Here is a 25747-nt window from a genome sequence, read left to right on the forward strand (position 1 = left end):
TGGAAAGTGCTATTATATTGTAATGTACCACAATCGCTGAATTTTCACTAAAAATTGAACGGAATTAGGGCAAAATAGAAATAGTTAAGCAAATGGAGGTTTTTTATATAATGGAAGCTAAAACATGCAATGAGTCTCGAGTAGTCAGGACCAGTCGGGTTTTTCCAAACGATGTCAACAACCATAATACATTATTTGGCGGGAAGCTGATGAGCGATGTTGATATGCTTGCATCGATTTCAGCAACAAGACATTCTCGAAGCGAATGTGTAACCGCTTCGACCGATTCTGTCGACTTCCTTCAACCTATTACACCGTTGGATTCGGTCTGCTTCGAATCGTTTGTCACTTGGACTGGTACGTCTTCAATGGAGGTTTTTGTGAAAATTATTGCCGAAAACCTGATTTCCGGCGATCGAAAAATTGCCGCCACTGCCTTTTTAACATTTGTGGCATTAGATGACGATGGCAAGCCAACTAAAGTCCCTGGTATCATCCCTGAGACTGAGGAAGAAAAAAAGTTATACGATACAGGGAAAGAAAGGGCCGAAAAACGGAAAGAACATCGGAGACACAGTAAAGAACTGGCCGGATATTTTACAACGCAAAAACCGTGGGAATAACCTGGAGACTTTAATAGGTAAAATAATAGACTAGGTTCACTGCACACTGCTCGAACCTAGTCTATTTTCTGAAGATCTCGTCTGCTAGGAGCATGAGGCGGCTTTTGGAACCATCCTCGGTCCATCAAAAGGTCGACTCCCTTTGCAGAGTAAATAAGAATTTCAGCAATATATTTCTGATAATAGGCCACTAAATCAGATCTCATCGATAACGACACGGCATGACCGAGCAGAGCGATATCAATGCCGTTTAAGGAATGAAAAAGGGTAACAACCAACCGATCAGAAAATGGAGAGACGGTTGAATCCGTCACTTCAATATTGGTTGTAATAATGCCATAAAGCTCTTCTTTCATCAATATATCATTAAACGTTCTAATTTGTTGTTCAGAGATTTTTTTTCCTTCCTTAATAAAGCTATGAATTTCTTTATCCTTAACCACTTGAAGAAGGCCCATACAAAGCAATACCGAAAAATAATTTCGCTCAATATTAAAGAAAATCTCCATTATTTCAGCTACATTTAATGGCCTTTTTTTTCCAAAACCACTAATATAGGAAAGTTTGTCTTCATATTCCACCTTATCCGGATAAGGAACGTATGGCGGACGGTCGTAAATCCCCTTGGACAGCATTAACTCAGTTGCTTGCCTATACAGTTCGGTTGATTTGTAGTTCATCGTGATAAAAAAATCCAAAACATCCTTCCTTGCCACATTAGCCGTCAAAAAACTCCCATTAATCATCAGTAGACGGGTCAAGGAATAAACAAAGCTGAGCCCGAACATATCATAAAATAAAGGCGGGGCCGTCAAATTCACATCTTTTTCTGAAAAACCATCGGGTATTGGAATGCCTTCTTTTTCAAAAATGTTAGTAATTTGTTGAAGGTGTGTTTCCGAATTCTGCAGTGCCCTCTCAAGGATCGGCTTAATTTCCACATCCTTATTGTGATGCAAGAAATAGGTGAGCAAACAGACCGTCATGTTTTCCTGTATGTACGTAGCCCATAATGCGGCAATTTCCGAACTTGACAACCTAATGCTGCGCTCAGACATACGTAAGCCTCCCTAAAAAGTACTCTAAGAATATAATCCCTGTAATTCATCCATTTTATACAAAGTGAAGCATGGGGACGGTTCTTTTGCATCAAAATTTTGATGCAAAAGAACCGTCCCCACGCCTCAGTTTTGCAATTCTCCGACTAAAATAAACCGATCCGGTGCAGGTCCGACAAAGTCAAATGGATAGCAGGTGATAAGAGTTATGGCCGCATAATCATAGGGAACAATAACAGTCCGGTCGTCTTTATGAACAATTCGCTGTCTTGTGATTTTATAGGTAAAACGGCCAGCTTCCGTTTCGACTTCGACTATATCACCGACTCCAATCCGGCCAAGCTCTTTAAACACTGTATCCCGATGCCCTGCCAATACGGTATTATCATGTTCACCTGGCAGAACGCTTCCCATATAATGTCCAACCCCCTTGGCTAGCTCTTCCTGATCCGTGCCTTGGACGATAGGGAATTCTTTTTTTATTTTTGGAAAAGTAATTTTTCCAAATACGGCGCCTGTTGCAGGCAGGTTAGAATAAAGCGGCGTCTGCTCTGGCTGAGCCTTTTTAATCGGAATTATTTCCTTGTCATAAAATGATACAGGGGACTCCTTTAGGGGAGCTGTATCTTTCTTATTCTCCCATTCCTTTAGCGAAGCACTTACCTGGGCATGGGTTAGATAGATTTGATAGCCGCAAAAGAGAATAGAAAAAAGTGAGAGCAGGAAGATTGTTCTCAAACTCCAGAGAAAAATCCTTTTTTTCATCTTCCATCCCTCACTTTTTGATATGGTTTTATAACTTTCGGAACTTCATGAAAAGTGTTGCAGATGAACCAAGCGCTAACACTCCGCTTAAAAGCAGCCAATTCATCCAAGGACCTGCCGTTTTTGGAAGTGCTCCTCCACTTACGGTTGAGAGAGTCTGGACTGCTGGCTGAGTAACTTGAGTAGTTTGTGGTTGAGTTGTTGTTGTAGGTGTAGTCGTAGTTGTTGGGGTGGTTCCATTTTGGGTATTACCTGAAGTATTGCCTGGTTGGTTTCCTTGGGTGTCACCTGGTTGTGGTGTTTGACCTCCAGAATTATCTCCCGGTGTCCCTCCTCCAGGTTGATTATTTTCATTACCAGGCGATTGGCCTGAATCTCCATCTCCAGGCTGCTCTTCATCAACTGGAGGTTGTTCCTCTGAACTATCAGCCAAGTTTGCCCAATATACTAACACTCCATTGCCATTTGGATTTCCTTTTCCTCGGTCGCTTAAATCAAAAGTTACTTCCTTATCAGCTATTATTCCCTTTGCAAAAATGGAAATGGGAACTGGTCCCTGGGATAATAAATAACCATCAAACGGCTGCTCGATATTTTTTCGTTCAAGTTGTACATTTTGTTCTTCCGATGAAGCATCCATTTTATAAAAAACAGTAAAATTCGTAATGTTAACAGGTTCGCCTTCAATATGAACCTTAATGGCCGGTCCATTATTAGTCGCGGTAGCTGCTTGAAAACCAAAGAATAAACTACCAATAAGCATTACAACCAACGTAAATAAATAGAGTTTAGACTTTCCTATCATAAAAATATCCCCCAAATAGTTTTTCTCGGAAAAACCTTATTTTCTTGTGAATCATGAAATATGGAATTCCCCCTTTATATTAATTTTCTTTATTGGATATTTATTTCGTTCTATCTAAAGAACGTCTAAATCTAGTATAAATTACTAACCTATAAAAAGCTACAATTATTTCATTATAAAGAACAAACTGTTGGTAAAATAGACCTACTAAACAGTAGGCCGAGGTCTATTTTCCCAATGCTTAACTTCGTCTTCCTCATCAATTTCAATCTTGACATCGACTACGCCGTTTTCAGCCAATATTTTTTCCGCTAAGCGGTCTCTAATATCATCCGCCGCGGCAACTGTTAGCTGCGGGTCGACTTCGATTTCCAATTCAACATGAAGGTCTTCCCCTTCCTTAATAACGGTAATTCCTTGAATATCCTTGACATCTGGATCTGCAATAACAAGCGAGCCAATTTTGTTCTCCATTTCTTCGTCAGCTTGGCCAATTACCCCTGCTGCATTGTCCAAAAAGACCCTGCCAACCACAAAAAACATCATGGCTCCAATCAAAATGGAAGCTAATCCTTCGAGCCAATGGATGTTGGAAAAATGGGCAATAACAACAGCGATAATGGCCAGCAGACCGCCCATGGTTGCAACAAGGTCCTCCATAAATACAAGCTTCGTCGCCGGCTTGGCTCTGCCCAGATTGGCAAAGCTCTTAGCAAATACGCCAGGACCTCTTGCTTCCAGGCCAATTTCATGGAGGACCTCTTTCATCGCTTTAAACAGAACAAATGTCTCAAGGATGGTCGACACCCCCAAAACGATGATATTGATGATAAAACCGCCAGACGCAGTTGGATGAACCATGTGGTGATAGCCTTCTTTAATAGTTTCAAACGCCATAATGCCGACAATCAACACCGCGCCAAGTAAAACTAGATTGACAAGCCGGCCGAATCCGTTTGGAAACTTCTCCGTTGGGGCTTTTTTACTTAAGGCCGAACCGATAAACACAAAAAACTGGTTTGCAGCGTCCCCTAAACTGTGCATAGTTTCCGCAAACATCGCTACATTTCCGGTAAACATATAGGCCACGCCTTTGATAATGGCAATAACGGTATTCACAATAGCCGCAAGCATTGCCGATTTATTTCCACGCTTTAATAACTTAAATAGTTCTCCCATCCAATGTCCCCTTTTCTACTAATTCATTTTGCATATCAGGCCATTCATAACTACACTTGCCAGACTAAAAATTCTAAATCGGGAGTTATACAATCTTCATAACTCCCTTTCCACCGAAAAATTTACCCGTTCAGGCTTTATGAACCATTCATAACTACCTTTCCACCGAAAAACTTACCCATTCAGGCTTTATGAGTGCTTCATAACTCCCTTTCCACCGAAAAATTTACCCGTTCAGGCTTTATGAACGTTTCATAACTCCCTTTACACTGAAAAATTTACCCACTCTGGCTTTATGAAAGCTTCATAACTCCCTTTACACCGAAAAATTCACTCACTCACGCATTATGAAACGCATCATAACTCCATTTCCACCGAAAAATTTTCTCGTACAGGCTTTATGAGCGCTTCATAACTCCATTTCCACCGAAAAATTTTCTCGTACAGGCTTTATGAGAACTTCATAACTCCATTTCTACCGAAAAATTTATCCCTTCGGGTCTTATAGTTACTTCATAACTACTTTCCGGCTGAAAAATTTTTTGCTCGGGTGTTATGTGTTCTTTACAACTATCCTTCTTTTAAATTGGCTAATCTTAATATTTTCTAGAAAGGCTTAATGAATGCGATAACAGAAAAATTTCCATAATGATGGTAAAATAGGAGAAAAAGCTGGAGGCAGGAAATGAAATTAGAAGAGATTATGCAGACTCTTGAGGAGCTCGGTTCCGAACAAACGAAGAAGACCTTTATTAATCACGGGGCGCGCGGGCCTTTATTTGGAGTAAAGGTCGGCGATTTGAAAAAGCTGGTTAAACATGTGAAAAAGGATCAGGAATTGGCGCTCGCTTTATATGAAACCGGAAATAGTGATGCGATGTACCTGGCCGGTCTTTCAATCAACCCAAAATTAATGACCAAAGAAACTCTCCAGCGTTGGGTTCAGAAAGCCGATTGGTATATGCTGGCCGAATACACGGTTGCCGGAGTTGCAGCTGAAAGTCAGTTTGCGCTTGAACTGGCCCGAGAATGGATGAAATCAGATAAGGAAATGATTGCAGTGGCTGGATGGAGCACATATTCGAATTACCTTTCCATAACTCCTGACGAAATGCTGGATCTTGGGGAGATTCGGAGCCTGATGCATCAGGTTCAGTCTACTGTCCATCAGGAGAAAAACCGCGTCCGCTATGTGATGAATGGGTTTGTTATTAGTGTTGGGGCCTATGTGACTGAACTGAATGAAGAAGCCAAAAGGGTGGCAGAGAAAATTGGCAAGGTTCACGTAGATGTCGGCAGGACAGCTTGTAAGGTGCCATTAGCAACAGATTACATTCAAAAAATTGAAAACCTCAATAGAATTGGTGTTAAGAGGAAGACGTGCATTTGTTAATTTGAAAGGACCCCTATGTAATAACATTGGGGTCCGTTTTGCTTTTTTCTGCTCCTTTAAAAACAAAATGCTTCTGACCTAAATAATTCATAATAGTATAAATTCCAGTCCCTATTAAAACCGCTAAATCCTTTGCAAACTCCTTCGGAAACAATGACAATTTTTCTAAAAACCAAATAGCTAGTTTCAGTCCTAAAGAGTAAGAAACAAAATAACAAATACCAATCACAAAGACAAACCGGACAAAGGTGCCACCAATTGCAGCCTCGTTTTTAAAAGTGAAATTTCTGTTTAATATAAAACTGACCCCTGCCCCGACGATATTCCCCAACAGGGTGGACCACCAGTAGGATAAACGTAACCCGTTCAGTAGTACATACATGGTGGTTAAACCTACTATCGTATTGATGACTCCGACAATTAAAAAACGAATAAAGGAGTACTTCATTAATGAACCTCCGAAATATACTGTTCAATTAAATTCTAAAGTGCCCTTCAATTCCCTACCTTAAACAACGAAAAGCCTCCCAAATCAAATACAAGGGAGGCCGCTACTTCATTTTATAAATTTCTCAACACCATATTCAAACGGTTTGTCCGTTCACTCTTTTCTTCCTCGGAAGCTAAGTCATATTTTTTCAACAAATGAAAGACTTCATTCAAAATTTCCTGGGTGTGTTCTTTTTCGAAAAATTGTTCAAACAATGGATTCATTTCCTCCGGTAAAAATGCCGCCTGTGATTCATATTTCTTTTTTACATCATCGTGCGAATGATCTAATTTGCATTCACTCATAAACTTTCCTCCCATGTGTCTAATTAAAATTAGAATACCATTTTTCGAGCAAAACAAAAAAGCCCAGGGATTGGGCTTTTTAAAAATTAAGGTTTCTTGGTTTCGGTCACTTCCAAAACATCCAAGAGGAAGACAAATACCGGAATCCCGATAATTAACCCCCAAACTCCGAAGAAGTGCTCAGAGAAAATCAACACAATGAAGGTATAGAAAACCGGCAAATTCGTTTTCGAGCTCATTAAATTCGGGTTCAAAATGTAGGCTTCGATGCCATGGATGATGGCGATCGCAATCCCGACATAAAGGACCTTCATCAGGCCTCCGATACTATAGGCGATGATGGTCAGCGGAATCAGTGAAATAATCACCCCTGCCACTGGAATTAAGCCGAGTAGGAAAATCATAATCGACAAGCCGCCGAGCTGCGGGAAGTCCAGCAGCCAAAGAGAAATGGTTGTTAAAATACAGTTTACAACTGCAATAATTAATTGCGCTTCGATTACTTTACCAAACGTCCGGACAAACTTCTGCGCAAAGAATTCAATTTCAACGTAAATCGAGGCAACCTTACTCGACTTAAATTTCCCGGTGAATTCAATCAGCCTTGGTTTTTCTAATAGGAAAAATAAACTTAATAGAAGCGCCAGCAAAACCTGCAGGCTTATTTTGCTAATGTCTGTAAAGTACTTTAAAAGGTATGTGACTCCCTGTTCCAAATAACTGGAGATTTTCACTTCATTCATTTGGCTGACAATATAATTCAGGACCACATTATCATGCTTCGACGTATAAAAAGCCGTCAGCTGTTTAATGAGGGCCGTGATTTCTCCAGCAATCATCGGCAGGTACATAACCAATCCATAGGTAAGCAAACCAACAATGGTGGCATACGAGATAACCACCAGCAGCTTTCTATTTAGCGGGATTTTGTCTTCAATGAATTGAACGAGCCGATCCATTAAAAACGCAAAAATGAAGGTCAGCAATATTAAATTAATAATTGATTTCATCGCATATAAAGCCAATGCAATCACAATAAAGATTAAGATTCTCTTGAAGCCTCTGGTCTGGTAAAGTTTATTCATCATCGGTAATTATCGAACCCCATTATGTTTTACTATAACCTTCACTAAAATTGTGAAATTTACAAATTTATTATATCAAATTTGTTTACATTTTTTCGAATTTAAATATTGGATTAAATGTGAACACATACTTTTTAAAATTGAACAGGTGGTATCGTACTGTCAATCGCCTTACTTTCAAAGCCCTGCTGGGTTAAATAATCGAGCAGTTGCCGCAAATGGGCGAGCGTTTCTTTTTTCTCATGAAGAAGAATCACCAGCGGGCCATTGTGGCCTGCCTTAGCATTGAGTTGTGCGATGACGTTGTCGATGTACCGCGCGTCTTTATAATACCAGTCTTTACTGTCAATATTCCAATCCCACATGAAATAGCCGTTATCCTTAACAACCTGTTTATATTGAGGTGTCATATAAGGCGAGCTTCCGTATGGTGTTCTTGCTAAAAAAGAATCTACTCCGGTAATTTCCCGTAATGTATTCCGATTCTGGGTTAGTTCGCCCAAAACGGTGTCTGCCGAAGCATAAAATACTTCTTTCCGGTGCGAGACACTATGCAGTCCCACCGCTTCTCCTGTCTGCACCATTAATTTCGCCGCATCGGGATATTTGCGGATATTTCCATCAATCATAAAAAAAGTTCCTTTAAAATGGTGTTGCTCCAATAGTGCAATGATGTCGCCCGATATGGCCGATGGCCCATCGTCAAATGTTAAATAAATTGTTCTTTTGCCATTTGGCTGAGCAGGCGGTTGGGCCGAAGCCGTCTGTGGTGGATTCGTGTTGGGTTCTGTTGTAGTTTCAGGAGCAGGTGTATTAGCTGGTGGTTGGGCCGAAGCCGGATCAGATGGTGGATTTTCCTGGTCCTTCCTTTTCTCTTGTTCATTTCTAGACGCCATGGCTTTTTCCATTTGTTTTCGTATCATTTCTTTTTCCTGCTGGTCATCATGGGCCCCTTTTCCCATCATCGCAGCATTTGCCTTTTTCATAGGCTCGTTGTTTGCCTGATTAGCAGATTTGCCTGCTGCGTTTGCCTGAAAATAGTTTACGGCAAACATTCCAATTGCCAGCAGCCCAATCATGGTAAGAAGGAATACAGCCCCCCTCACCTGTCTTCTCCTCTTCAGTTTCCCCATCGTTCATCCCTCTTTGAAGGTATTTATTTTTCATCCACCATTATAGACGATTTCTTCTCTTGATTGTTACAAATATATTAATAATATTACAATTATATTAAAACAACTGGCAGATTAATAGATTTTTAGACAAGTACTTACAAAATCTATCCACCCCATTGTAACCGAAAAACACTTCAATCGGGTGGAAATTTAATCAAATATTTCCAAATAGTACAGGCAAATTCCATTTTCCTATGTCATACATATCATTGTGTGAGGATTTTCCCGTCCCAAGATGGAATCGGCAAGTTTTCGACATTTGGAGGTGATCTCGTGTCGGGTGGATTAAAAGCACTGCTTTACATTTTATCGTTTTTCATACCCGTTGTTGGAATTATATTAGGGATTATTTGGATGAATGACCAAGACGTGGAGAAAAAAGGAATTGGGAAAACTTGTTTAACTGTTGGAATCGTTTCGATTGTTTTAAGTTGCATCTGTTGGTTTGCACTGTCGGCGATGTCGCTGGCGCCGGCTTTTATGACGGGGTATTAGGGAGATGCGTGTTTGAGCGCATGGATGTGGAGGTACGGAAGATTTTTTGTAAATAAAGAAGAACCCAACTCCTTGATGAAGGAGGATGGGTTCTTTTCACTAAGGGGTGATGGATTTTGCTGCAGGAGATATTGGATTTTTTCGGCCGGGCTATTTGCCATCAAATTGATGAACGGTCACTCCATGTTTCCGGAAAAGCACTGTCTGTTTGCGCACGTGATACGGGGATTTATATTGGCATTTTTTCGACGCTTATATATTTGCATTTGGTGAAAAGTAAAACACCTGTGACAATTCCTACAGTGAAAATGAGCTTTTTTCTTCTAGTGTTTATGGTTCCTCTGGTGGTTGATGGGTTAGGGTCGTATTCTCACCTTTTTGAAAGTACGAATACCAGGAGGCTGGTGACTGGGATTTGTTTTGGGTCGGTGCTTCCTTATTTTGTTTATCCGGTGGTTAAGGGAGAATCACTTGAACAAACTAGCCAGCCAGTAGTAAAGAATTTTAGTAATTTGATATTGCCGATGCTTTTTAGTTTGTGTTTGGGGCTGTTAATTTATTGGGGGATACTCCCTTATTCTATTATTAATGGCCTTCTTGTTCTAATTATTATAATTTGGTTTAGCTTATGTGCTTCAATTCTATTTTCTTCGGTTCGTTTCTTAATCCTCAAATGGACTTTATCTGTTTTTAGCAGTCTGATATTTTTAACTTTTCTTTCACTACTACATGAATTAGTAATTTCATAATCGGGAAATTTTACACTTCATTATTTATTGCATCAATTAAATCTTTAATATGTTGTAATTTCTGAGGACTCAACTGGTCCTCAGATAATTCGATTTCAACTTTTAATTTGCTTTTTCCAGGAGTTACTCCAACTTTAGGAGATCCCTCATCGTATTGATTTGTGACCAGGTATTCAACTGGTACTTCTAAAGCATTAGCGATTTTTGATAAAACTTCTAGTCCGGGATTCGTTTGGATTTCCCTTTCCAATAAACTTAAATATGACTTTGAAATGCCTGTAAGTAAACTAAGTTTGGTTATTGAATACGCCTTCTCCATTCGTAATCTCTGGAGTTTTTTTCCATCCATTGTATCTCTCCTCTTACTAACTTCAAAAATCCCCACCATTCTAATAGAACTTCTTTCATTAATCTATTTTCAGTTTTTAGCCACCAAGCCCTTTTGTAACCAAATGGATTGCAAATGGACCTAAAATGATGATGAATAACGCCGGAAGAATAAATATCACCATTGGAAATAGCATCTTAACAGGTGCTTTCATTGCCTGCTCTCGTGCTGCTTCCCTACGCTGTTCACGAATACGTAAGGTCAGATTCCCTAACACTTTTGCCATACCAATACCTAGTTGATCAGCTTGAATAATTGATGTAATTATACTTTGCAAAGATTCCGATGGGACTCTTTTTCGAAGTTCATAAAATGCTTCTCTTCTTGACTTTCCAAGTTTCATATCTTCCAATACTTGGTGAAACTCATCGGAAAGAGGACCTTTTATTTGTTTTGACACTTCAGCTAAGGCCAAGTCCAGTCCCATCCCTGCTTCTAGCAATAGATTTACGGTGTCAAAAAAATCCGGCATTGATTTATTAATTTCTATAATTCTTGCCTTCTTTTTTTTCCCTAGATAAAACACTGGGAATCTCAAACCCAATATTCCCAATACTATTGCATACATCCAGGTTAACATTTTGTTATCAGAAGCAGGCATTATCAAAAAAATAATAGGTAAACTAAAGGCTGCACATAGTACAAGCTGGAATAATCTAAAATCGATGGCCGATTTAAACGGATAACCAGCATCTCTAAGCAGTATGTCTATTTTTTTCACTTCTGCCCGTGATAATCGTTTATTTAGCCATTGTGTTCCTTTATTCCAATAAAGTTGAAACAGGATTCCTAATTTATTCTCTTTTCTTGTCAATTCTTGATCCTTTTTCCTGTCTATTGGTTCTTCAAAATACATATTTATACGATTAACTAAGGCTATCTTTCTTTTATAAAAAGTAAACAATATTGCTGCAAGAAGGAAAGTCATGAATGCGGATATTAGAAGAAATAGGAAAAATCCCTTCATTACCTTACACCTCGATTTTGATGATTTTTTGAATAAACAACCATCCAATAATATTTGAAACAATGCTTACAAAAAGTAATGTCCACCCTAAAGGATGGTCTAGCATTGGGCGAAAATAATCTCCTGTTACTAATGCTAGGTATAACCCGAGACCAATTGGCAGCAAGGTAATAATCCATGCAGACAATCTTCCTTGGGAGGTTAAAGTATTCAATTCTTCTAAAATTCTAACCCTGCCTCGTATGGTTTCTTCCATTGTTTGGAGAAGTTCAGCAAGATTCCCTCCACTTTTTCTTTGAGCTAATATTGCCCTTATAACTACTTCAAGTTCCTTGTTAGGCAATCTTCCTACTAATTCTTCAAAGGTATCTTCTAAGGGAATGCCTAATCCAGTTTGTCTTACAATTCGTTCAAATTCAGGCCCAATTGGGTCTGGTACTTCTTTTCCTACAAGCTGTATTGCCTGCATAAAACTAAAACCGGCCCTTAATGAATTCGTCATCATACCAAGTACTTCAACTAACTGATAAGAAAGTAGGGTTAACCTTTTTTTCCTTTTCCGCTTTATATAAATTTTTGGTATGAAGAAGCCGACAATTACAGCAATTCCACTAATATACCATGAAAAGTTAAATAAAAATAACAAAAACCCAAGCCCACCTGAACAAATTATTCTTAAAGCAAAAAATTCTTCAGTTTTCAATTTACTCCCTGCTTCTAATAATAATTTCTCTGTGGATTCGCTAAATTGCAGATCTTTAAATAACAGAGCTACTGAATGGAAAGTTCGTTTAAGCAATGAAGGGCCTTTATGCTTGTCTGCAATTTCCTCACTATGCGATTTAGGCAAAAAATCTTTAATGCGCTTATTCATTCTTTTCTTATATAAAAACACATTTAAAAAAAGAAATATCAAAGTACTAAATATTAAAAATAGAATTATTAATTCAATGGCAAACATCATTTCTACCACTCTCCTACAAACCATGAGGCGGGCAGGGAATAGCCGCTAACTTCAAGTTTGTCAGCAAATTTTGGACGGATACCAGTACTGATAAATCTTCCATTAATCCGACCATCTTTTGTATATCCAATTTCTTTATATAGAAAAATATCCTGAAGAACTATAGTTTCCCCTTCCATTCCCAAAACTTCCGTAATATGAGTTATTTTTCTTGAGCCATCCTTCATCCTTGCTTGCTGGACAATTAAATCAATGGCACTTGCTATTTGCTCCCGTATCGCCCGTACAGGAAGGTCAAAGCCTGCCATTAACACCATTGTCTCTATCCTAGAAAGGATATCTCTTGGAGAATTAGCGTGCCCAGTACTTAAGCTTCCGTCATGACCAGTATTCATTGCCTGAAGCATATCCAATGCCTCTGCTCCACGAACCTCCCCAACTACAATACGATCAGGCCGCATCCGTAAGGAGTTGCGTACTAAATCCCTAATTGTTATCTCACCTTTCCCTTCAATGTTTGGAGGGCGGGATTCAAGGGAAATTATATGTTCCTGATGAAGCTTTAACTCCGCAGCATCCTCAATTGTAACTATTCGTTCTTCATTTGGAATAAATGAAGATAAAACATTCAAAGAAGAGGTTTTTCCTGAACCTGTACCTCCACTTATAAAAATATTGAGCCTTGACTTTACACAAATATCTAGAAATTCTGCCATTTCTTCAGTTAATGTTCCAAAGTGAACTAAATCCATAATAGTGAATGGTGTTTCAGAAAATTTTCGAATAGTTAAACTAGGACCTTTTAAAGCTAACGGAGGAATAATTGCATTTACACGTGAACCATCTGGAAGACGGGCATCAACCATGGGAGAACTTTCATCAATACGTCTTCCTATAGGTGATACAATCCGCTCAATTACTCTTAAAACATGTTGATTATCGGTGAAATATAAATTACTCCTAAAAATTTTTCCGTTTTTCTCATAGTACACTTCATCAAAACTATTAACCATGACTTCATTTATTGCAGGATTTTCTAATAAAGGAGTAATCGGACCATAGGCCAGTAATTCATCCTTCACGTAGTTTAAAATATCTTGTTTTTCTTCAAATGTTAGCCTGCTAACCTGTTGGTCAAAAAATGTTTGACTCCATGTCTCTATTTTTTGTCTCTCCTCATCCTTGTTTTGCCCTGGTGATTTTTTTAATTCATCCAATAGATAATCGTGGAGAGCTTTTTCTATTTGCCAAAATTCATCTGACCTCCTGATGACCGCTAGTTCATTTAGTTCTCCAGTAGAGTTTTTTATACCACTACCTTCTATATACCTTTGAAATAAAGACATTGTTCTTTCCACCTCACTTTCCTACATGAAACCATTTTTTCTCCTTTTTAATTGGAAGTTGAACATCACTTTTTTGTTCCAAAGTCTTTTCTGATAGACATAAAACTGCCTTACTAATGCTGCTTCTTGGGTTAGATAGTAAGTAAGGCTGCCCAGTTTTAATCGAAGATGAAACTATATTTATTTGCTCCGGCAGGGTGTGGAAAACATTTGAGGCCAAAATTTCTTTAATCTTTTTTAATTCGAGGCCCTGACCTTTTACGTATCGATTCATCACCAGTTTTACTTTATCCTTAAGATTAATACTTTCCAAGGTGTCCAAATAAAGTTGGCATAACCTTAAACACGATATTTCATTTAATGCCACGAGTAAGATTTCATCTGATAGATCCAAGAAGCGTAAATGAATTTCAGATAAATATACAGGCATATCAATTAGAATAATATCGAATAGATTCTTAGCTTCTTCGATAGCATCTTTTATGTGCTTTTCGGAAATTCCTTCGAAAAATTCAGGCCGAGGGGGTGCAGCTAAAACAGAAACATTTCCATCAACAAGAGTCATATATTGATTGATGGAATAATTTTCGCGACCATATCCTTCCTTTACCCATTCATATATAGATCTTTTTGGCTTAACATTATAAAAAATACTCACTTCGCCAAATTGCAGATTTCCATCAAACACCGCAACTTTCTTTCCCAACTTGGAAAATGCTACAGCAAGATTAACTGATAACACTGTCCTCCCTGCTCCACCTTTTGGACTGGAAACAGCAATAACTTTACATTTCTCTTTTACAAGGCTTAGTGCATTAGGCTCCAATTTTCCTCTATGATGCATGAACTTCTTAGCATGAGCAACTGCCTCCGAAAGCTCGCCAAGATTAAAAGAAGAACGGAGAGTATCAGAGGCCCCCATAAGCATAGCCTTTTTCAGGTTTTCCATGTCCTCAGGAACAATTAAAATTATATAAACATGTGGGAAAAGTACAGAGATTTCCTGACATAAATCATAAATATTGAACCTTGTATAAGCTTCCAAAAATAAAACCGACTGACTATTTCCCATTAAAATGGAGTGCAATTTATCAAATTGATCTGTCGAAACAACTTGGTATTGCTGTTTCTCTAATAGTTTATCAATTTCCCTGGAAGGAGAATTTTTATCAGAAAAATAAACCCAATTTATGCTCATTTCTTTTCCTCCTTCGTACCTTCTTTGATTACCTCTCTAGTCTGCTTTATTCCGGTTTTTCCAGTTTCAGTGTCTTCGGTATTACGAAGCATTAAATAGAATCCATCTTTATCTTTTGCTGCTAATCCAAGCATAACCCCTTCTTCCGGTGTGACCTCCATCGTTACAGTTTCATAGTGAAGGGCCTCCTCTTTATTGTCTGATGATTTGCCGGAGGTAAGTACCTTCACATTTTCAAGAATTAAAACAGCTGATTTGTACTCTTTGCCTGTAGAATCATCCTTTGTATTTTCATACGCAATCACATCTACCATTGAATTAGGGGCGATATATCCGGAAACCCCCTGCTCCAAATTAATTCTTAACGAAATAGCCCTTTTTCCTTTACCTATTTCAACAATTGGGTTTATGAATTCTCTCTTAAGAGCCTTTTCCTTTTCAGCCTTTTCATCCTGTTTTGCCTTATCTTTTGAATCATTAGGGTTTTTACTCTTTGTCTCTACCTGACTAACAGGTGCACTGGCTGGAGTAGAATTATTTCCTTTAGAAAAAATGGTTAAATAAACAAAACTCGCAACAATTATTCCTAATATTAATGAAATTATCCAAATTTTTTTTGTATTCATATCGTCCTCCTACTTCCAATGACAAAGCTATTATTCATCAAGCTTTACACCAACTAGTCCGTATTCTCCAATTCCCGTTCCACTACCAATTTCACCTTGTCCAACCATTTTAATAAATTCTCCATAGAGTTTTTGTCCCTCATATTTTTCAATATAAAATGATGCAAATCCAGCAATTTTTAATTCACTAGTCCCTTTTACCGGATCCCCATTTACATCTTTCCATTCTTCGATAACTACAAAAGTTAAAACCCTTTCGCATGAATTATCTGCGGTACTTGCACTTTGACATTGAGGTTTAATAAAATTTCCGTTTGCATCCTTCTGTTGATCTCTAGCTATTAATTCGTCTATTCCTTGTTTCACCTGACCGACGTTTCCTCCTGGGTCTGTCCAAACAGTGTTAAGTGAATCATAGGTCGCTCCTTTCAATATTGCATCACGAAGGTTACTCTCCGAACTTTTTAGATATCCGCAGTTACCGCTAAGGTCACCTGGATTTGTCGACCCGCAATTAAGTATAGTTGCACTAGGAATATCACTTTTCTGAATGACAAACGGTGCAATCCCACTTGCTTTGGTTAAAGGACCAACCGTTGCTCTTGCTGTCGCACTGATTGCTGTAGTATTTACCCCAATTACCTTTGCAAAGGTCATAGGGACGTTAATTTGTTTAGTAGCCTTTATCGAACTACTTGAAATCGTTAGATCACTTTCAGATACTTTATAACCATTTTTTTCAGAGATATCTTTTGCAATCTCTATAGCCCTAGCCTCGCTAGTGCGAAGTCCTTGGACACTACCCAGGACTGTAGAATCCATTGCTTTTTGAAGTTTGCTTTTTTCGGTATAAAGCCTTCCACCATCTATTGCTAAAGCAGTAAAGCCTAATAGGGCAACCATTGCTAAGGCTACGATTACCAATGAGGCTCCATTTTCACCTTCAATTTTTAGTAATCTTAATAATCTTTTCATCTACTCCACCCTCATCACAGTAGTATCATTTAAAGTTATTGATCCAACTATGTTGCTAATTAAAGGTGTTAGAAAATTTATTGGATAATTAATTGTAATCGTTACATTATCACCTGATTTTTTTGCCCCCGTTGGGGAAATAGCTATATTAGTATCCTTTAAATTTATACTAACTCCGTTATCAACGGCTTTTTGTTTGATATAAGTGTCATCCTTGCCTATACTCGCAGCTCGAGCAGCTTCTCTTCCCGCATGGTCTATTGTTAGATACGCGTGAAAAATCCGAGCAAAGTCAATAATTCCAAACAGCATTAAAACGAGCAACGGAAGAATCAATGCAAATTCAACAAGCGATTGACCTTTCTCTGATTTCATCAAAATCCACCCCAAAATAATGTACATAATGTACCCAAAACTATCGCAATTCCGTACGGAAATGAAATTCTTGAAGGTTTGTCTTTACTGATAAACATTGATCCAAGATTACTTCTAAAAAACGCAATCGTATAAAAAAATGATTTTATTAAATCTACTAATCCTTTGTTCCTTATTAGTAATACCAAGGCTATTAACCCACCTATTAAGCCAATATAGATAAATGAGTAAAAAACAAAGCTTGTACCCATTAACGCACCTATAGCTGCCAACAACTTTACATCACCTGCACCCATTCCACCTAAAAGATAAGGGATGATTAATAGGCCTAAACCAGTAAGAAAACCCTTACCACTAAAAAGGAAGCCTTCAAAACCTTGGGTGGCAAAATGATATATAAAGCCAATTAAAATCGAAGGTAATGTAATAATATTCAAAATTTTTCTATTTTTAACATCTGTATAAAGCGAGATTAACAATATTATCACTAAAATTATTTTTATAATCATTAATTTTTACCCCGTTATTTTAAGAATTAAGCCCTACTTGTATATAAGCAGGGCTTTAAATTCGTTTAATTATAGTTTCTATAATCTTCTATACGATTACGGTGTTACAGTTTTAGTTGTTCCATTTAAATAACTTGCAATATTAGTAAATACAGTCACTAATTCGTTTTTGAAAGTAATTAGTGCTCCAGCAATTAAAACTGATACCAATGCAATTATCAGGCCGTATTCTGTTAAAGCTTGACCTTCTTCTTCAACAATTAAGTTCTTCAATTTTTGCATCATGGTTTCGACTCCTATCTAAATTATTTTTATGCTTAAGTGGTTTTCTTTAATGCTGTAGCAATATTAGTAAAAACTGTGTTTAATTCGGTTTTAAAAGTGATTAGTGCTCCAGCAATTAGAACTGAAACTAATGCAATTATCAAACCATACTCTGTTAAAGCTTGACCTTCCTCTTCTATCATTAATTCCTTTGCTTTTTGTAGCATTTTTTTCCCCTCCTCCAACTCTTTGTTCTATATTAAGAACTTAATACAAATATAAAACGGAAATTAAAATTTGAAAACACTCATTTTTGTTCGTTTTTGTGAATTTTTATATATTTATCTACTATTTTCTAATATTTTCTAATAATTCCTTAGTTTTTCGTTCTTTTTAATTAAAAAAATGTTTATTATAATGAACAAAATAAATCATATTATGAGGAGCGTTATTATGGAAGAAAGGATTATTACTATACCTTATCAAATTAATTTGGCCAATACTTTTTTAAAAAGGTTCAAGGGACTAATGTTTAGAAAAAACCCTATTTCAAATGAAGGACTTTGGATCATCCCTTGTAATGCTGTCCATATGTTCTTTATGAAGTTCCCTATTGATGTTGTTCTTCTTAATGAACAGAATGAAGTGGTAGAGGTTCATCATATGTTAGAGCCATGGAGGATTACTAAGCCTGTGAAGGAGGCATACTCTACTTTAGAGCTTCCGTCAGGATCAGCAAAAACATTAGGAATTAGCATAGGATGCAAAATCAAATGTTCTATATAAACCTATTTGGAAAAATAAAAGATGATTGCTGAATGTTTTGAAGAGATGTGCTGTGTTTTACTTTCATTATTTTTATTTTTTCACGTCAAATCCAGCGCTATCTGCAAAACCAATCACAGGAACCGCTGCCTTTAAATTTACCTTAACAAGCAGCTTGTCCGCGATATCAGTGTGAAGGAACTGAAAAATGACAACATCCTCCATTCTATGAATAATTGGATGTACGCTTAAGTAAAAAAAGGATTCATGCAGAAATAACGGATTTGTTGTTTAGTACAAAAAAATGGGGGCTCAATTGATATGATTGAACTCCCATTTTTACTTTAGAACCGAACCCGCTTATTTTGTAATACTAACGGAGTTGGTAACTTCCACATAAAGTTTTAAGTTTAAATCATAATTGCCTTCTAAAGAACCATAAGTGAAAATATAAGCTTTATTATTGTAAATAAAGGTTCTTTGATTCAATTTAATGTTTTTGCCGCTTACCTGATTTAAGCTTACGCTTTCGTTCCATTGAATTTCTCCATTTGAGTAATTTTGCTTCGATAGATAATTATAACCTGTACTGATAGCAACCAATTCTATGTATTGGTCCAAAGTCACTGGTTTAGCCAGACTTTCCACAACTACATTAAGATTTCCCAGATGACTTCTGTCTAAGAAAAATGCTTTTGTTGGTAATGGTTGTTTTTCTAGTGGAATAACCTCATTGTTTTTTGGTAATTTAAAAGAAATCCCTTCAAATTCTATTATTTCCTTATCTTCAAACTTTTCTTCTGTTGCTGATACCTCTTTTTTTTCTTTTACAACTTTAGTCACTTCTTGTTTTGGTTCTGCTCCAACTTTTTTATCATCTAAAGAACAGCCTGATAATGCTACAATCCCTAATGCAAGAGAAAGTATTAAATGAATTGATTTCATATTATCCCCCATTAATTTGTTCTATATAAAATACATTCTATAAAAATACAATGAAAAAATCCATATATTTCTAATAATTAGGTCTAGTTACATTCTTTTCGTTGAATGGTAATTAAAATCCATCTAAAATATGTGCTTGTTCAAAATCTAAGCAGTTTGGGTTAGTTAACATTTATTAATTATTCCTAGAAAAGGAGTTAAAATTTCAACAAGGAGAACAAAAACGTTCACTTAATTTAGTGAAAGGAGGTTTAATTATGCTAAAAAAATTATTCACATACAATAACAGCTGCATTCAAATGAAAAGAAAAATACTCCCAAGAAATCGGGGATGAAACATCGAAGTTCGGAACCTATTCCTCAAATTTAATTAAGTAGATTCATATTAATGTATAATTTTTAAGGTGGGCAAAGAATTGAAAAACTTTATTAATACCAATAATCCTAATAATATTTACATTCTCAGTTTTAACTAGTGCCAATATTGCAAAATCAAATTCTTCAATTGGTGATAGGACAGCGGGTTCAAGCTTAGGTATGATGACTGATGCTCTACCTTGACTGATAATCCTGATTATGTACTTGTCTGGGAGCTTTTTGGAGTTAATCATTACATAATTTACAGTAATAATTTTTATATTCGATCGAGGATGTGACTTGTAATCCACTTGCTAGTAAAGGTCATCGATGCCAAGAGAATTGTCTTTTCCTGGCCCAGCCAAACGACTGGACCCCAGTTTTTGTTAACGATACTCTAAATACAACTCAGGTACCTGCTTGATCAGCAACTCAGACTGCTACAATTACAGACCTGTAGCTTGATGATACACAATAAGAATCGAAGATGATATCAAAATGAACTTTACTAACAAGGGCAGTGCATCGGTTACCATTCCTAAGCCTAAACCGGTTGTCCTTTCACCAATTGAAGTTAAGATAATCGATGCAAAGTCTGTTGCCATCTCTTTGGCAAATCAGACCACAGGTACCCAGCCTGACCAATATAAGGTTTTCGTCAATAATGTACTAAAAGCAACTCAAGCATCTTCTAGCTCAGCAACTCAGACTGCCACCATCACAGACCTGCAGCCTGGTGTTTACACGATAAGAATCGAAGGATGGTATAAAGATGAGCTTACAAGTCAAAGGAGCATATCGGTTACCATTCCTAAACCTGAACCTGCGGTGTTTTCACCAATTGAAGTGACTGTCGACCAGCATCTTGTTACAAGAATTGATTATTCAAAAACAAACCTGCAAACTAATCAATATAAAATTTATCAAAATGGAAAAGAAGTTAGTATTGAAAAATTGCCTGATTGCCCGAGGCAGCACTGGCTTTACCACTCCGTATATGGGCGGATACGATGATGCCAACTTTGAAACAAGGAAAATGTTTGTCACATTTATTTATGACAAATCACTTCCTGTAGACCGAATGGTCATTACCCGGACAGCTGTTATTGTAGAAAAGGTAGGCGAAGGGAATATTTGAGTTTCCAACTATTTATATTTTTAATAACAAAAGGGATGAACTTTTGAGGGTTCATTAGTTCCTTTTTGTTCATTAAAAGGTAGGTTATACACCTTCCGATGGAGAATGACAAATGCAATATAACATCTAGCTTAAACCTTAAAAGGGAGTTCAATTCGTATATGAATTTGAACTCCCTTTTATTTTTATTTATCACTAATGATAGCCCTATTGTTCATTAATAATATGTTTCTTTTATTCCATTTTAAACAACATCCTGTGGAAATAAGTACAGTTGCTTTTGATGCACAGAAGAACCGTCCCCATGCCTCAATGGAAAGTTTTTATAAATCTCAAAAGAGAATAACAATCCCCCCTTTAACCAAAATAATGAGTGGCTGTGTCCAATTTTTTTGAGGAGGAGATTCGATTGATGTTACAGAATCAGCAGGGGCAAATGCACCAAAATATGCATACAGGAGCTGTGCCGCAGCAGTTGAACCATGGCGGCCATGAAATGTTTGATGTACATGAAGTGTTGAATGGGTCAATTGGGACCTTAAATCAGTATTTGATGCTGCGCCCGCATGTAAAAGATCCTGAGCTGCTTGATATTTTAGACCGTCAATATCAATTCATTCAGGATGAATATAATATTACATTGCAGTGCTTCCAATCCGGGCAGGACCCGTCTAAGCCGACGCAAAGCTATAAAATGAAGCAGGGGAATGACTTTGTCTATGGGTTAACTCCGACCCAGCCGAAAAAGCCAATGCAGAACATGACGGAAATCTCCGATGAGTTTATTTCCGGCTGTATGCTAGCAGCTTGTAAATCCGGTGCTTCCCACAAGACAACAGCCGCTTGTGAAACAACCAATCCAGTTGTCCGCCGCGTGCTTGCAGACTCTGTGCCGAACTGCATTGAAATGGCTTATGAGTTGTCCATTTATCAAAATAAAAACCATTACTACCAAGTACCACAGCTGGCCCAGCAGGATATGACGCAAATTGTTAACTCCTTTGCTCCTGCACAGGGCATGCCGCAAACGCAAAACATGAATATGAACATGAATGCCAATATGAATTTAGGCATGAACAACAACATGAATTTAAAGCACTAAACATAAAAACTGGAGGCTGTCTTAAAGGGTCAGACCCCAATAAGATAGCCTCCAGCTTGTTTATTTCTCCCCTAAATACTCAATGGCCAGTGCCATAAAATAACGAATCGATTGGATGAACTTGTCAATTTCCACATATTCATCCGGCTGATGGGCAAGTTTAGGGTGCCCCGGGCCAAAGATGAACGTTGGAATCTGCAAATGAGGCTGATAAACAGATGCATCTGTATAATAATTGACACCGGTTGGACTCAAGTCCAAGTTTAACTCTTTCTTACCAGTCCTGACCGCCATTTGTACAAACTCGTCAGATTCCTTTGTACTAACCGATTCCATGCGATTGATTATTTTGATTTGGTACGATGCCTTTGTTTTTTCAGCGATTCCCTTCAGCAACTCATCAATATCTTTTAAGATCCGGTCAATATCCTGCCCTGGAACTGTTCGAATATCCAGCGTCACGCTGCATTGATCCGGCACTACATTTGTTTTGACGCCGCCTTCAATGGTGCCGATATTTAAGGTTGGATGCCCCAGGATTGGATGCGGAGTATAAGAAAACTCATACTTAAGAAGAGCATTGATAAAATCGTTCATGGCTAAAATTGCGTTAACGCCCTGATCCGGCATGGAGCCGTGAGCAGTTTTTCCATATGTAGTAATCTCTAGCCACAAGCAGCCTTTATGGGCATTATAGATTTCATTTTCGCTTGGCTCCGAGATAACCATGGCTGTCGCTTTGTCAATCTGACCCTTTTGGACAACCGTTTTGGCACCGTAGCCATCGACCTCTTCTCCGGCAGTTCCGACAAACTGCAGCTTACCCTTAAGCTTCACACCGGCCCGAGATAAATACTCCATCGCAAGGATCATCGCGGCAACTCCAGCTTTCATGTCAGTAGTTCCGCGGCCATACATTTTGTTGCCGACGATTTCCCCGGAAAAAGGAGCATGCTGCCATTCCACTTTACCGGTTGGGACTGTGTCAAAATGACCGCTGTAAACTAAATACCTCTCGTCAGTTTTTCTGTCTGGATAAGTAACAAATAAGTTGGCCCGGTTATTGCCTAGGTCATCCAGTTCCACTTGAAGCTTGGATGAAGCTAAAAACGTTTCAATAGCCTCAGCGACCCTTTTTTCATTGCCGTCAGGATTAACACTGTTAACTTGGATAAGAGATTGCAAAAATTGGACCGATTCTTCTACATTTACCATCTCATATATCGAATGCAGCTTCTGCATTTGCTTCCCCACCTTGCTATTTTTATTTCGTTGAACGTTCACTAAGCCAGTCATCCAAAATTCCGGCAAATTTACCGGACATCGCTAAGTTCACATGGCCGCCTTCTATACGTAAAAACGTTTTATCCACGCTTGAAACCAAATCCATAATTGGCTTGCTTTGCTCTTCTGGAATCAGGTTGTCACTTTTCATGCTGACGGCCAATAGATTCGCCTTAATATTTTTTAAATCTGCTTTTTTGCCGTGAATGGTAAATTCGCCTTTAACCAGCTTATTTCCTTTAAACAAGTCTTCGTTTAACTGCTTAAACGCTCCGCCGGTTAACGGGACGTGCCCCTTTGTCCATGTGTTCATCCGATGCCATTTTTCCGTAAACCTTTGATCATGCGCCCGTGATAAAAGGAGCGTGTAAGGGGTGTTGTACACCGGTGAAGTGATCGACCTGAACATGGCCTCCACATAAACAGGCGGTACTAATCCATACACTTCGATAAAGCGGTCGAGATTCATGTTCCCTTCAAGCATCGCTTCCGCCCAGTTTTCCGGAAGGGAGGCCGCCACACTAAAATCAATCGGAACAGCAGCCGTCACCAAATTTTTGATTGGCTCCTCAGCTATGGAGGCATACATCGCTGCCAGCGTGCCGCCCAGGCAATAACCCACCACCGATATTTCCTCCGCACCGGAATGCCTTAATGCCCGCTGAACCGCTTTTTTGATATAGCTGGCTACATAATCTTCAATTGAGATATTTTTATCTTCGTATCCGGCGACGCCCCAATCTAATAAATAGACATCATACCCCCTGTTTACCAGTCCTTCGAGAACACTTGAGCCTGGAGCAAAGTCGAGAATCGTTGGCTGATTGAATAGCGAATAGACAATAAAAATAGGAACATCATATTTTTTTGTTGTTGCTGCCGGATAGTGCCATAAGGTGGCTTTATTTTTTTTCCAAACTAATTGTCTGGTCGTATGACCGAATTTAAAGTCACCACTGTTTAGGGTGTTGAAAAATCTTTCCCAGCGCTTCTGTTCTTTTTCAAGAAAAGATGCCTCTTTGTTTGCTGTATTTGTTGGCACGATTTGTCCCCCTTGCTTCAAATAGCGGGAACGAAGATGCTTAGAAAGACTTCGTTCCCTATTTTCTAAAAATTAAATTACTGATTTCTCATTTTTCACTACCGCAAGCTGATGTATCTGCTTCTCTTTCAAAATAATCGCACACATAGCCGCTAATGCTGCAGTCAACGCGAAGAATATGAAAACACCGCTAAAATCCTGTGAACCATTTGCCCCAACCTTTACTAAATATCCGGCAACAAGAGGAGAAACAAACGATCCTAATTGACCGATACCATTTGCTAATCCTGTTGCACTTCCGACAATTTCTTTTGGATAGCGCTTTGGCAAGTAAGCATAGATGGAACCGAAGTTTAAGTTAACAAAGAAACCAGTAAGTAAAAGGAGCGTCAGTAACATACCTGTATTCCCTTTTTCAACAGCACCAAGCATCCATAGAACTGGAATACAGCCGATATAGGCAATCAAGGCAACAGGCTTCATACGATGAAGAACTTTATCCATCAGCCAGCCGCCAAGCATCATCGCGAAGAAGGCCACGATGTAAGGAGCGGATGCGAAAAAGCCCATTTCTTTAATATTTAATCCGTGTTGGGTAACCAAGAAAGAAGTCAGCCAAGTGGATGAACCCCAATATACGGCCAGCTGGCAAAATAAGCACAACGTATACACATAAAAATTACTATCCTTTAAGAAAACTCCGTATTGCTTTCTTTTTTCTTCTTTTGTAAGAGTGGCGGAAACTGCTCCATCTTCAATATCTTCGTCCTTGCTCAATCGTCCCTTTTCAATCATTTCTTTTGGAGAATCTGCTACAAATCTCCATAATAAAAAGATTCCAAGTGCACCCGGGATGGCCAGAACATAGAAGACCGGACGCCAGTCACCTGCGAAAAAGTAAACAGAAATGCTGGTAACGATAACCGGAACAATGGCCGGTGCAACAGCCCAAGAGGTGGCAAAGAACGAAACTGCTCTTCCTCTTTCCTTGAATGGGAACCAGTTATTGATGGCGCGGATGGCCGGTGCAAAATGGTGGCCTTCCCCTAATCCCAAACCGATGCGGAGCATTAAAAACTGCGCGAAGCTTTTCACCATGCCGGTTACGGCTGTAACTGCAGTAAACACTGTAATTGCAATATACATAACCTTTTTGGCGCCAATTTTATCCGCAAGAAAGCCTGCACTGATTTGCGCCGCAGCATAAGCGAAGAAAAACACGGAAGCAAGCTGGCCAACCTCGACCGGTGTCAGATTTAAATCCTTCTGGATAAACGGAAGGAAGGTTAGAACGGCCATCCGGTCAAAATAGTTAATAATGTAGACTAACCAAAGAATGACAAGAACGACATAACGATATTTCCAAGCTTTTTTTGCCAT

Annotated in this window: 30 protein-coding genes; 7 read left to right on the top strand and 23 right to left on the bottom strand. The window is 38.4% G+C overall.

The window, feature by feature from the left end; all coding sequences use genetic code 11:
• Positions 1–110: 110 nt before the first annotated feature.
• Positions 111–623, top strand: a complete 513-nt coding sequence (locus ACFPA1_RS11440) for an acyl-CoA thioesterase (protein WP_213144285.1) — start codon at positions 111–113, stop codon at positions 621–623.
• 56 nt (positions 624–679) lie between these two features.
• On the opposite strand, the gene ACFPA1_RS11445 is transcribed toward ACFPA1_RS11440, so the two are convergent.
• The 4 genes from ACFPA1_RS11445 to ACFPA1_RS11460 form a co-directional block, all read right to left on the bottom strand.
• On the bottom strand, positions 680–1681 hold the full coding sequence (locus ACFPA1_RS11445) for a DUF3231 family protein (RefSeq protein ID WP_213144284.1): 1002 nt from the start codon (positions 1679–1681) through the stop codon (positions 680–682).
• Positions 1682–1807: 126 nt separating this feature from the next.
• The gene (locus tag ACFPA1_RS11450) at positions 1808–2446 is read right to left on the bottom strand and encodes a class D sortase (RefSeq protein ID WP_378582924.1); all 639 of its coding nucleotides are present in this window, start codon (positions 2444–2446) and stop codon (positions 1808–1810) included.
• A gap of 28 nt (positions 2447–2474) precedes the next feature.
• Positions 2475–3251 carry a hypothetical protein gene (locus tag ACFPA1_RS11455; RefSeq protein WP_378582927.1) on the bottom strand — a complete coding sequence of 259 codons (777 nt, stop codon included), beginning with the start codon at positions 3249–3251 and terminating at the stop codon, positions 2475–2477.
• A gap of 207 nt (positions 3252–3458) precedes the next feature.
• Positions 3459–4430 carry a cation diffusion facilitator family transporter gene (locus tag ACFPA1_RS11460; RefSeq protein ID WP_378582930.1) on the bottom strand — a complete coding sequence of 324 codons (972 nt, stop codon included), beginning with the start codon at positions 4428–4430 and terminating at the stop codon, positions 3459–3461.
• Between the two features lie 685 nt (positions 4431–5115).
• Here ACFPA1_RS11460 and ACFPA1_RS11465 point away from each other — a divergent pair.
• On the top strand, positions 5116–5823 hold the full coding sequence (locus ACFPA1_RS11465) for a DNA alkylation repair protein (protein ID WP_378582933.1): 708 nt from the start codon (positions 5116–5118) through the stop codon (positions 5821–5823).
• Between the two features lie 13 nt (positions 5824–5836).
• On the opposite strand, the gene ACFPA1_RS11470 is transcribed toward ACFPA1_RS11465, so the two are convergent.
• The 4 genes from ACFPA1_RS11470 to ACFPA1_RS11485 all read right to left on the bottom strand — a co-directional run bounded on the left by ACFPA1_RS11470 (position 5837) and on the right by ACFPA1_RS11485 (position 8836).
• The gene (locus tag ACFPA1_RS11470; RefSeq protein WP_378582935.1) at positions 5837–6271 is read right to left on the bottom strand and encodes a GtrA family protein; all 435 of its coding nucleotides are present in this window, start codon (positions 6269–6271) and stop codon (positions 5837–5839) included.
• A 113-nt stretch (positions 6272–6384) separates the two neighbouring features.
• Positions 6385–6618, bottom strand: coding sequence for a hypothetical protein (locus ACFPA1_RS11475; RefSeq protein ID WP_378582938.1), 234 nt, complete (start codon positions 6616–6618; stop codon positions 6385–6387).
• Positions 6619–6704: 86 nt separating this feature from the next.
• Complete coding sequence (locus ACFPA1_RS11480; RefSeq protein ID WP_378582940.1) at positions 6705–7706, bottom strand: AI-2E family transporter; 1002 nt, start codon at positions 7704–7706, stop codon at positions 6705–6707.
• Between the two features lie 131 nt (positions 7707–7837).
• The gene (locus tag ACFPA1_RS11485; protein ID WP_378582943.1) at positions 7838–8836 is read right to left on the bottom strand and encodes a polysaccharide deacetylase family protein; all 999 of its coding nucleotides are present in this window, start codon (positions 8834–8836) and stop codon (positions 7838–7840) included.
• Positions 8837–9151: 315 nt separating this feature from the next.
• Here ACFPA1_RS11485 and ACFPA1_RS11490 point away from each other — a divergent pair, with 315 nt between their 5' ends.
• Together ACFPA1_RS11490 and ACFPA1_RS11495 are read left to right on the top strand one after the other, a co-directional pair.
• The gene (locus ACFPA1_RS11490) at positions 9152–9373 is read left to right on the top strand and encodes a hypothetical protein (RefSeq protein WP_378582947.1); all 222 of its coding nucleotides are present in this window, start codon (positions 9152–9154) and stop codon (positions 9371–9373) included.
• Positions 9374–9504: 131 nt separating this feature from the next.
• On the top strand, positions 9505–10122 hold the full coding sequence (locus ACFPA1_RS11495) for a DUF2085 domain-containing protein (protein ID WP_378583433.1): 618 nt from the start codon (positions 9505–9507) through the stop codon (positions 10120–10122).
• Between the two features lie 10 nt (positions 10123–10132).
• On the opposite strand, the gene ACFPA1_RS11500 is transcribed toward ACFPA1_RS11495, so the two are convergent.
• The 11 genes from ACFPA1_RS11500 to ACFPA1_RS11550 all read right to left on the bottom strand — a co-directional run bounded on the left by ACFPA1_RS11500 (position 10133) and on the right by ACFPA1_RS11550 (position 17961).
• The gene (locus ACFPA1_RS11500) at positions 10133–10471 is read right to left on the bottom strand and encodes a helix-turn-helix domain-containing protein (RefSeq protein ID WP_378582949.1); all 339 of its coding nucleotides are present in this window, start codon (positions 10469–10471) and stop codon (positions 10133–10135) included.
• A gap of 76 nt (positions 10472–10547) precedes the next feature.
• Entirely contained in the window at positions 10548–11477 is a 930-nt protein-coding gene (locus ACFPA1_RS11505; protein WP_378582952.1) for a type II secretion system F family protein, read from the bottom strand.
• Between the two features lie 4 nt (positions 11478–11481).
• Positions 11482–12441 (bottom strand): type II secretion system F family protein, encoded by a 960-nt coding sequence (locus ACFPA1_RS11510; RefSeq protein ID WP_378582955.1) that lies wholly within the window; start codon positions 12439–12441, stop codon positions 11482–11484.
• Positions 12442–12443: 2 nt separating this feature from the next.
• Positions 12444–13787, bottom strand: coding sequence for a CpaF family protein (locus ACFPA1_RS11515; protein ID WP_378582957.1), 1344 nt, complete (start codon positions 13785–13787; stop codon positions 12444–12446).
• A gap of 13 nt (positions 13788–13800) precedes the next feature.
• Positions 13801–14985, bottom strand: coding sequence for an AAA family ATPase (locus tag ACFPA1_RS11520; RefSeq protein WP_378582960.1), 1185 nt, complete (start codon positions 14983–14985; stop codon positions 13801–13803).
• Complete coding sequence (cpaB, locus tag ACFPA1_RS11525; protein WP_378582963.1) at positions 14982–15611, bottom strand: Flp pilus assembly protein CpaB; 630 nt, start codon at positions 15609–15611, stop codon at positions 14982–14984. Before cpaB ends, ACFPA1_RS11520 begins: the two co-directional genes overlap by 4 nt.
• Before the next feature lie 30 nt (positions 15612–15641).
• A complete protein-coding gene (locus tag ACFPA1_RS11530; protein ID WP_378582965.1) occupies positions 15642–16586 on the bottom strand; it encodes a pilus assembly protein TadG-related protein in 945 nt (314 codons plus the stop codon).
• Complete coding sequence (locus ACFPA1_RS11535; protein ID WP_378582968.1) at positions 16587–16961, bottom strand: TadE/TadG family type IV pilus assembly protein; 375 nt, start codon at positions 16959–16961, stop codon at positions 16587–16589. It abuts the gene before it with no gap.
• Positions 16961–17470 (bottom strand): A24 family peptidase, encoded by a 510-nt coding sequence (locus ACFPA1_RS11540; protein ID WP_378582969.1) that lies wholly within the window; start codon positions 17468–17470, stop codon positions 16961–16963. Before ACFPA1_RS11540 ends, ACFPA1_RS11535 begins: the two co-directional genes overlap by 1 nt.
• 96 nt (positions 17471–17566) lie before the next feature.
• On the bottom strand, positions 17567–17755 hold the full coding sequence (locus ACFPA1_RS11545; protein WP_378582972.1) for a Flp family type IVb pilin: 189 nt from the start codon (positions 17753–17755) through the stop codon (positions 17567–17569).
• Positions 17756–17787: 32 nt separating this feature from the next.
• Entirely contained in the window at positions 17788–17961 is a 174-nt protein-coding gene (locus ACFPA1_RS11550; protein WP_378582974.1) for a Flp family type IVb pilin, read from the bottom strand.
• Positions 17962–18187: 226 nt separating this feature from the next.
• Here ACFPA1_RS11550 and ACFPA1_RS11555 point away from each other — a divergent pair, with 226 nt between their 5' ends.
• Entirely contained in the window at positions 18188–18520 is a 333-nt protein-coding gene (locus ACFPA1_RS11555) for a DUF192 domain-containing protein (RefSeq protein ID WP_378582976.1), read from the top strand.
• A gap of 339 nt (positions 18521–18859) precedes the next feature.
• On the opposite strand, the gene ACFPA1_RS11560 is transcribed toward ACFPA1_RS11555, so the two are convergent.
• Positions 18860–19444, bottom strand: a complete 585-nt coding sequence (locus tag ACFPA1_RS11560; RefSeq protein ID WP_378582979.1) for a hypothetical protein — start codon at positions 19442–19444, stop codon at positions 18860–18862.
• An 855-nt stretch (positions 19445–20299) separates the two neighbouring features.
• On the opposite strand from ACFPA1_RS11560, the gene ACFPA1_RS11565 reads away from it, so the two are divergent.
• Positions 20300–20815 (top strand): hypothetical protein, encoded by a 516-nt coding sequence (locus ACFPA1_RS11565; protein WP_378582981.1) that lies wholly within the window; start codon positions 20300–20302, stop codon positions 20813–20815.
• A gap of 536 nt (positions 20816–21351) precedes the next feature.
• On the top strand, positions 21352–22041 hold the full coding sequence (locus tag ACFPA1_RS11570; RefSeq protein WP_378583435.1) for a spore coat protein: 690 nt from the start codon (positions 21352–21354) through the stop codon (positions 22039–22041).
• 60 nt (positions 22042–22101) lie between these two features.
• On the opposite strand, the gene ACFPA1_RS11575 is transcribed toward ACFPA1_RS11570, so the two are convergent.
• The 3 genes from ACFPA1_RS11575 to ACFPA1_RS11585 all read right to left on the bottom strand — a co-directional run bounded on the left by ACFPA1_RS11575 (position 22102) and on the right by ACFPA1_RS11585 (position 25747).
• Positions 22102–23283, bottom strand: a complete 1182-nt coding sequence (locus ACFPA1_RS11575; protein ID WP_378582984.1) for a M20 family metallopeptidase — start codon at positions 23281–23283, stop codon at positions 22102–22104.
• Between the two features lie 22 nt (positions 23284–23305).
• Positions 23306–24367: an alpha/beta fold hydrolase gene (locus ACFPA1_RS11580; RefSeq protein ID WP_378582987.1), complete on the bottom strand. Its 1062-nt coding sequence runs from the start codon at positions 24365–24367 to the stop codon at positions 23306–23308.
• A 72-nt stretch (positions 24368–24439) separates the two neighbouring features.
• The gene (locus ACFPA1_RS11585; RefSeq protein WP_378583438.1) at positions 24440–25747 is read right to left on the bottom strand and encodes an MFS transporter; all 1308 of its coding nucleotides are present in this window, start codon (positions 25745–25747) and stop codon (positions 24440–24442) included.

It is taken from the genome of Neobacillus sp. GCM10023253 (assembly GCF_042653105.1).
GTDB classification, from domain to species: domain Bacteria; phylum Bacillota; class Bacilli; order Bacillales; family Cytobacillaceae; genus Neobacillus; species Neobacillus citreus.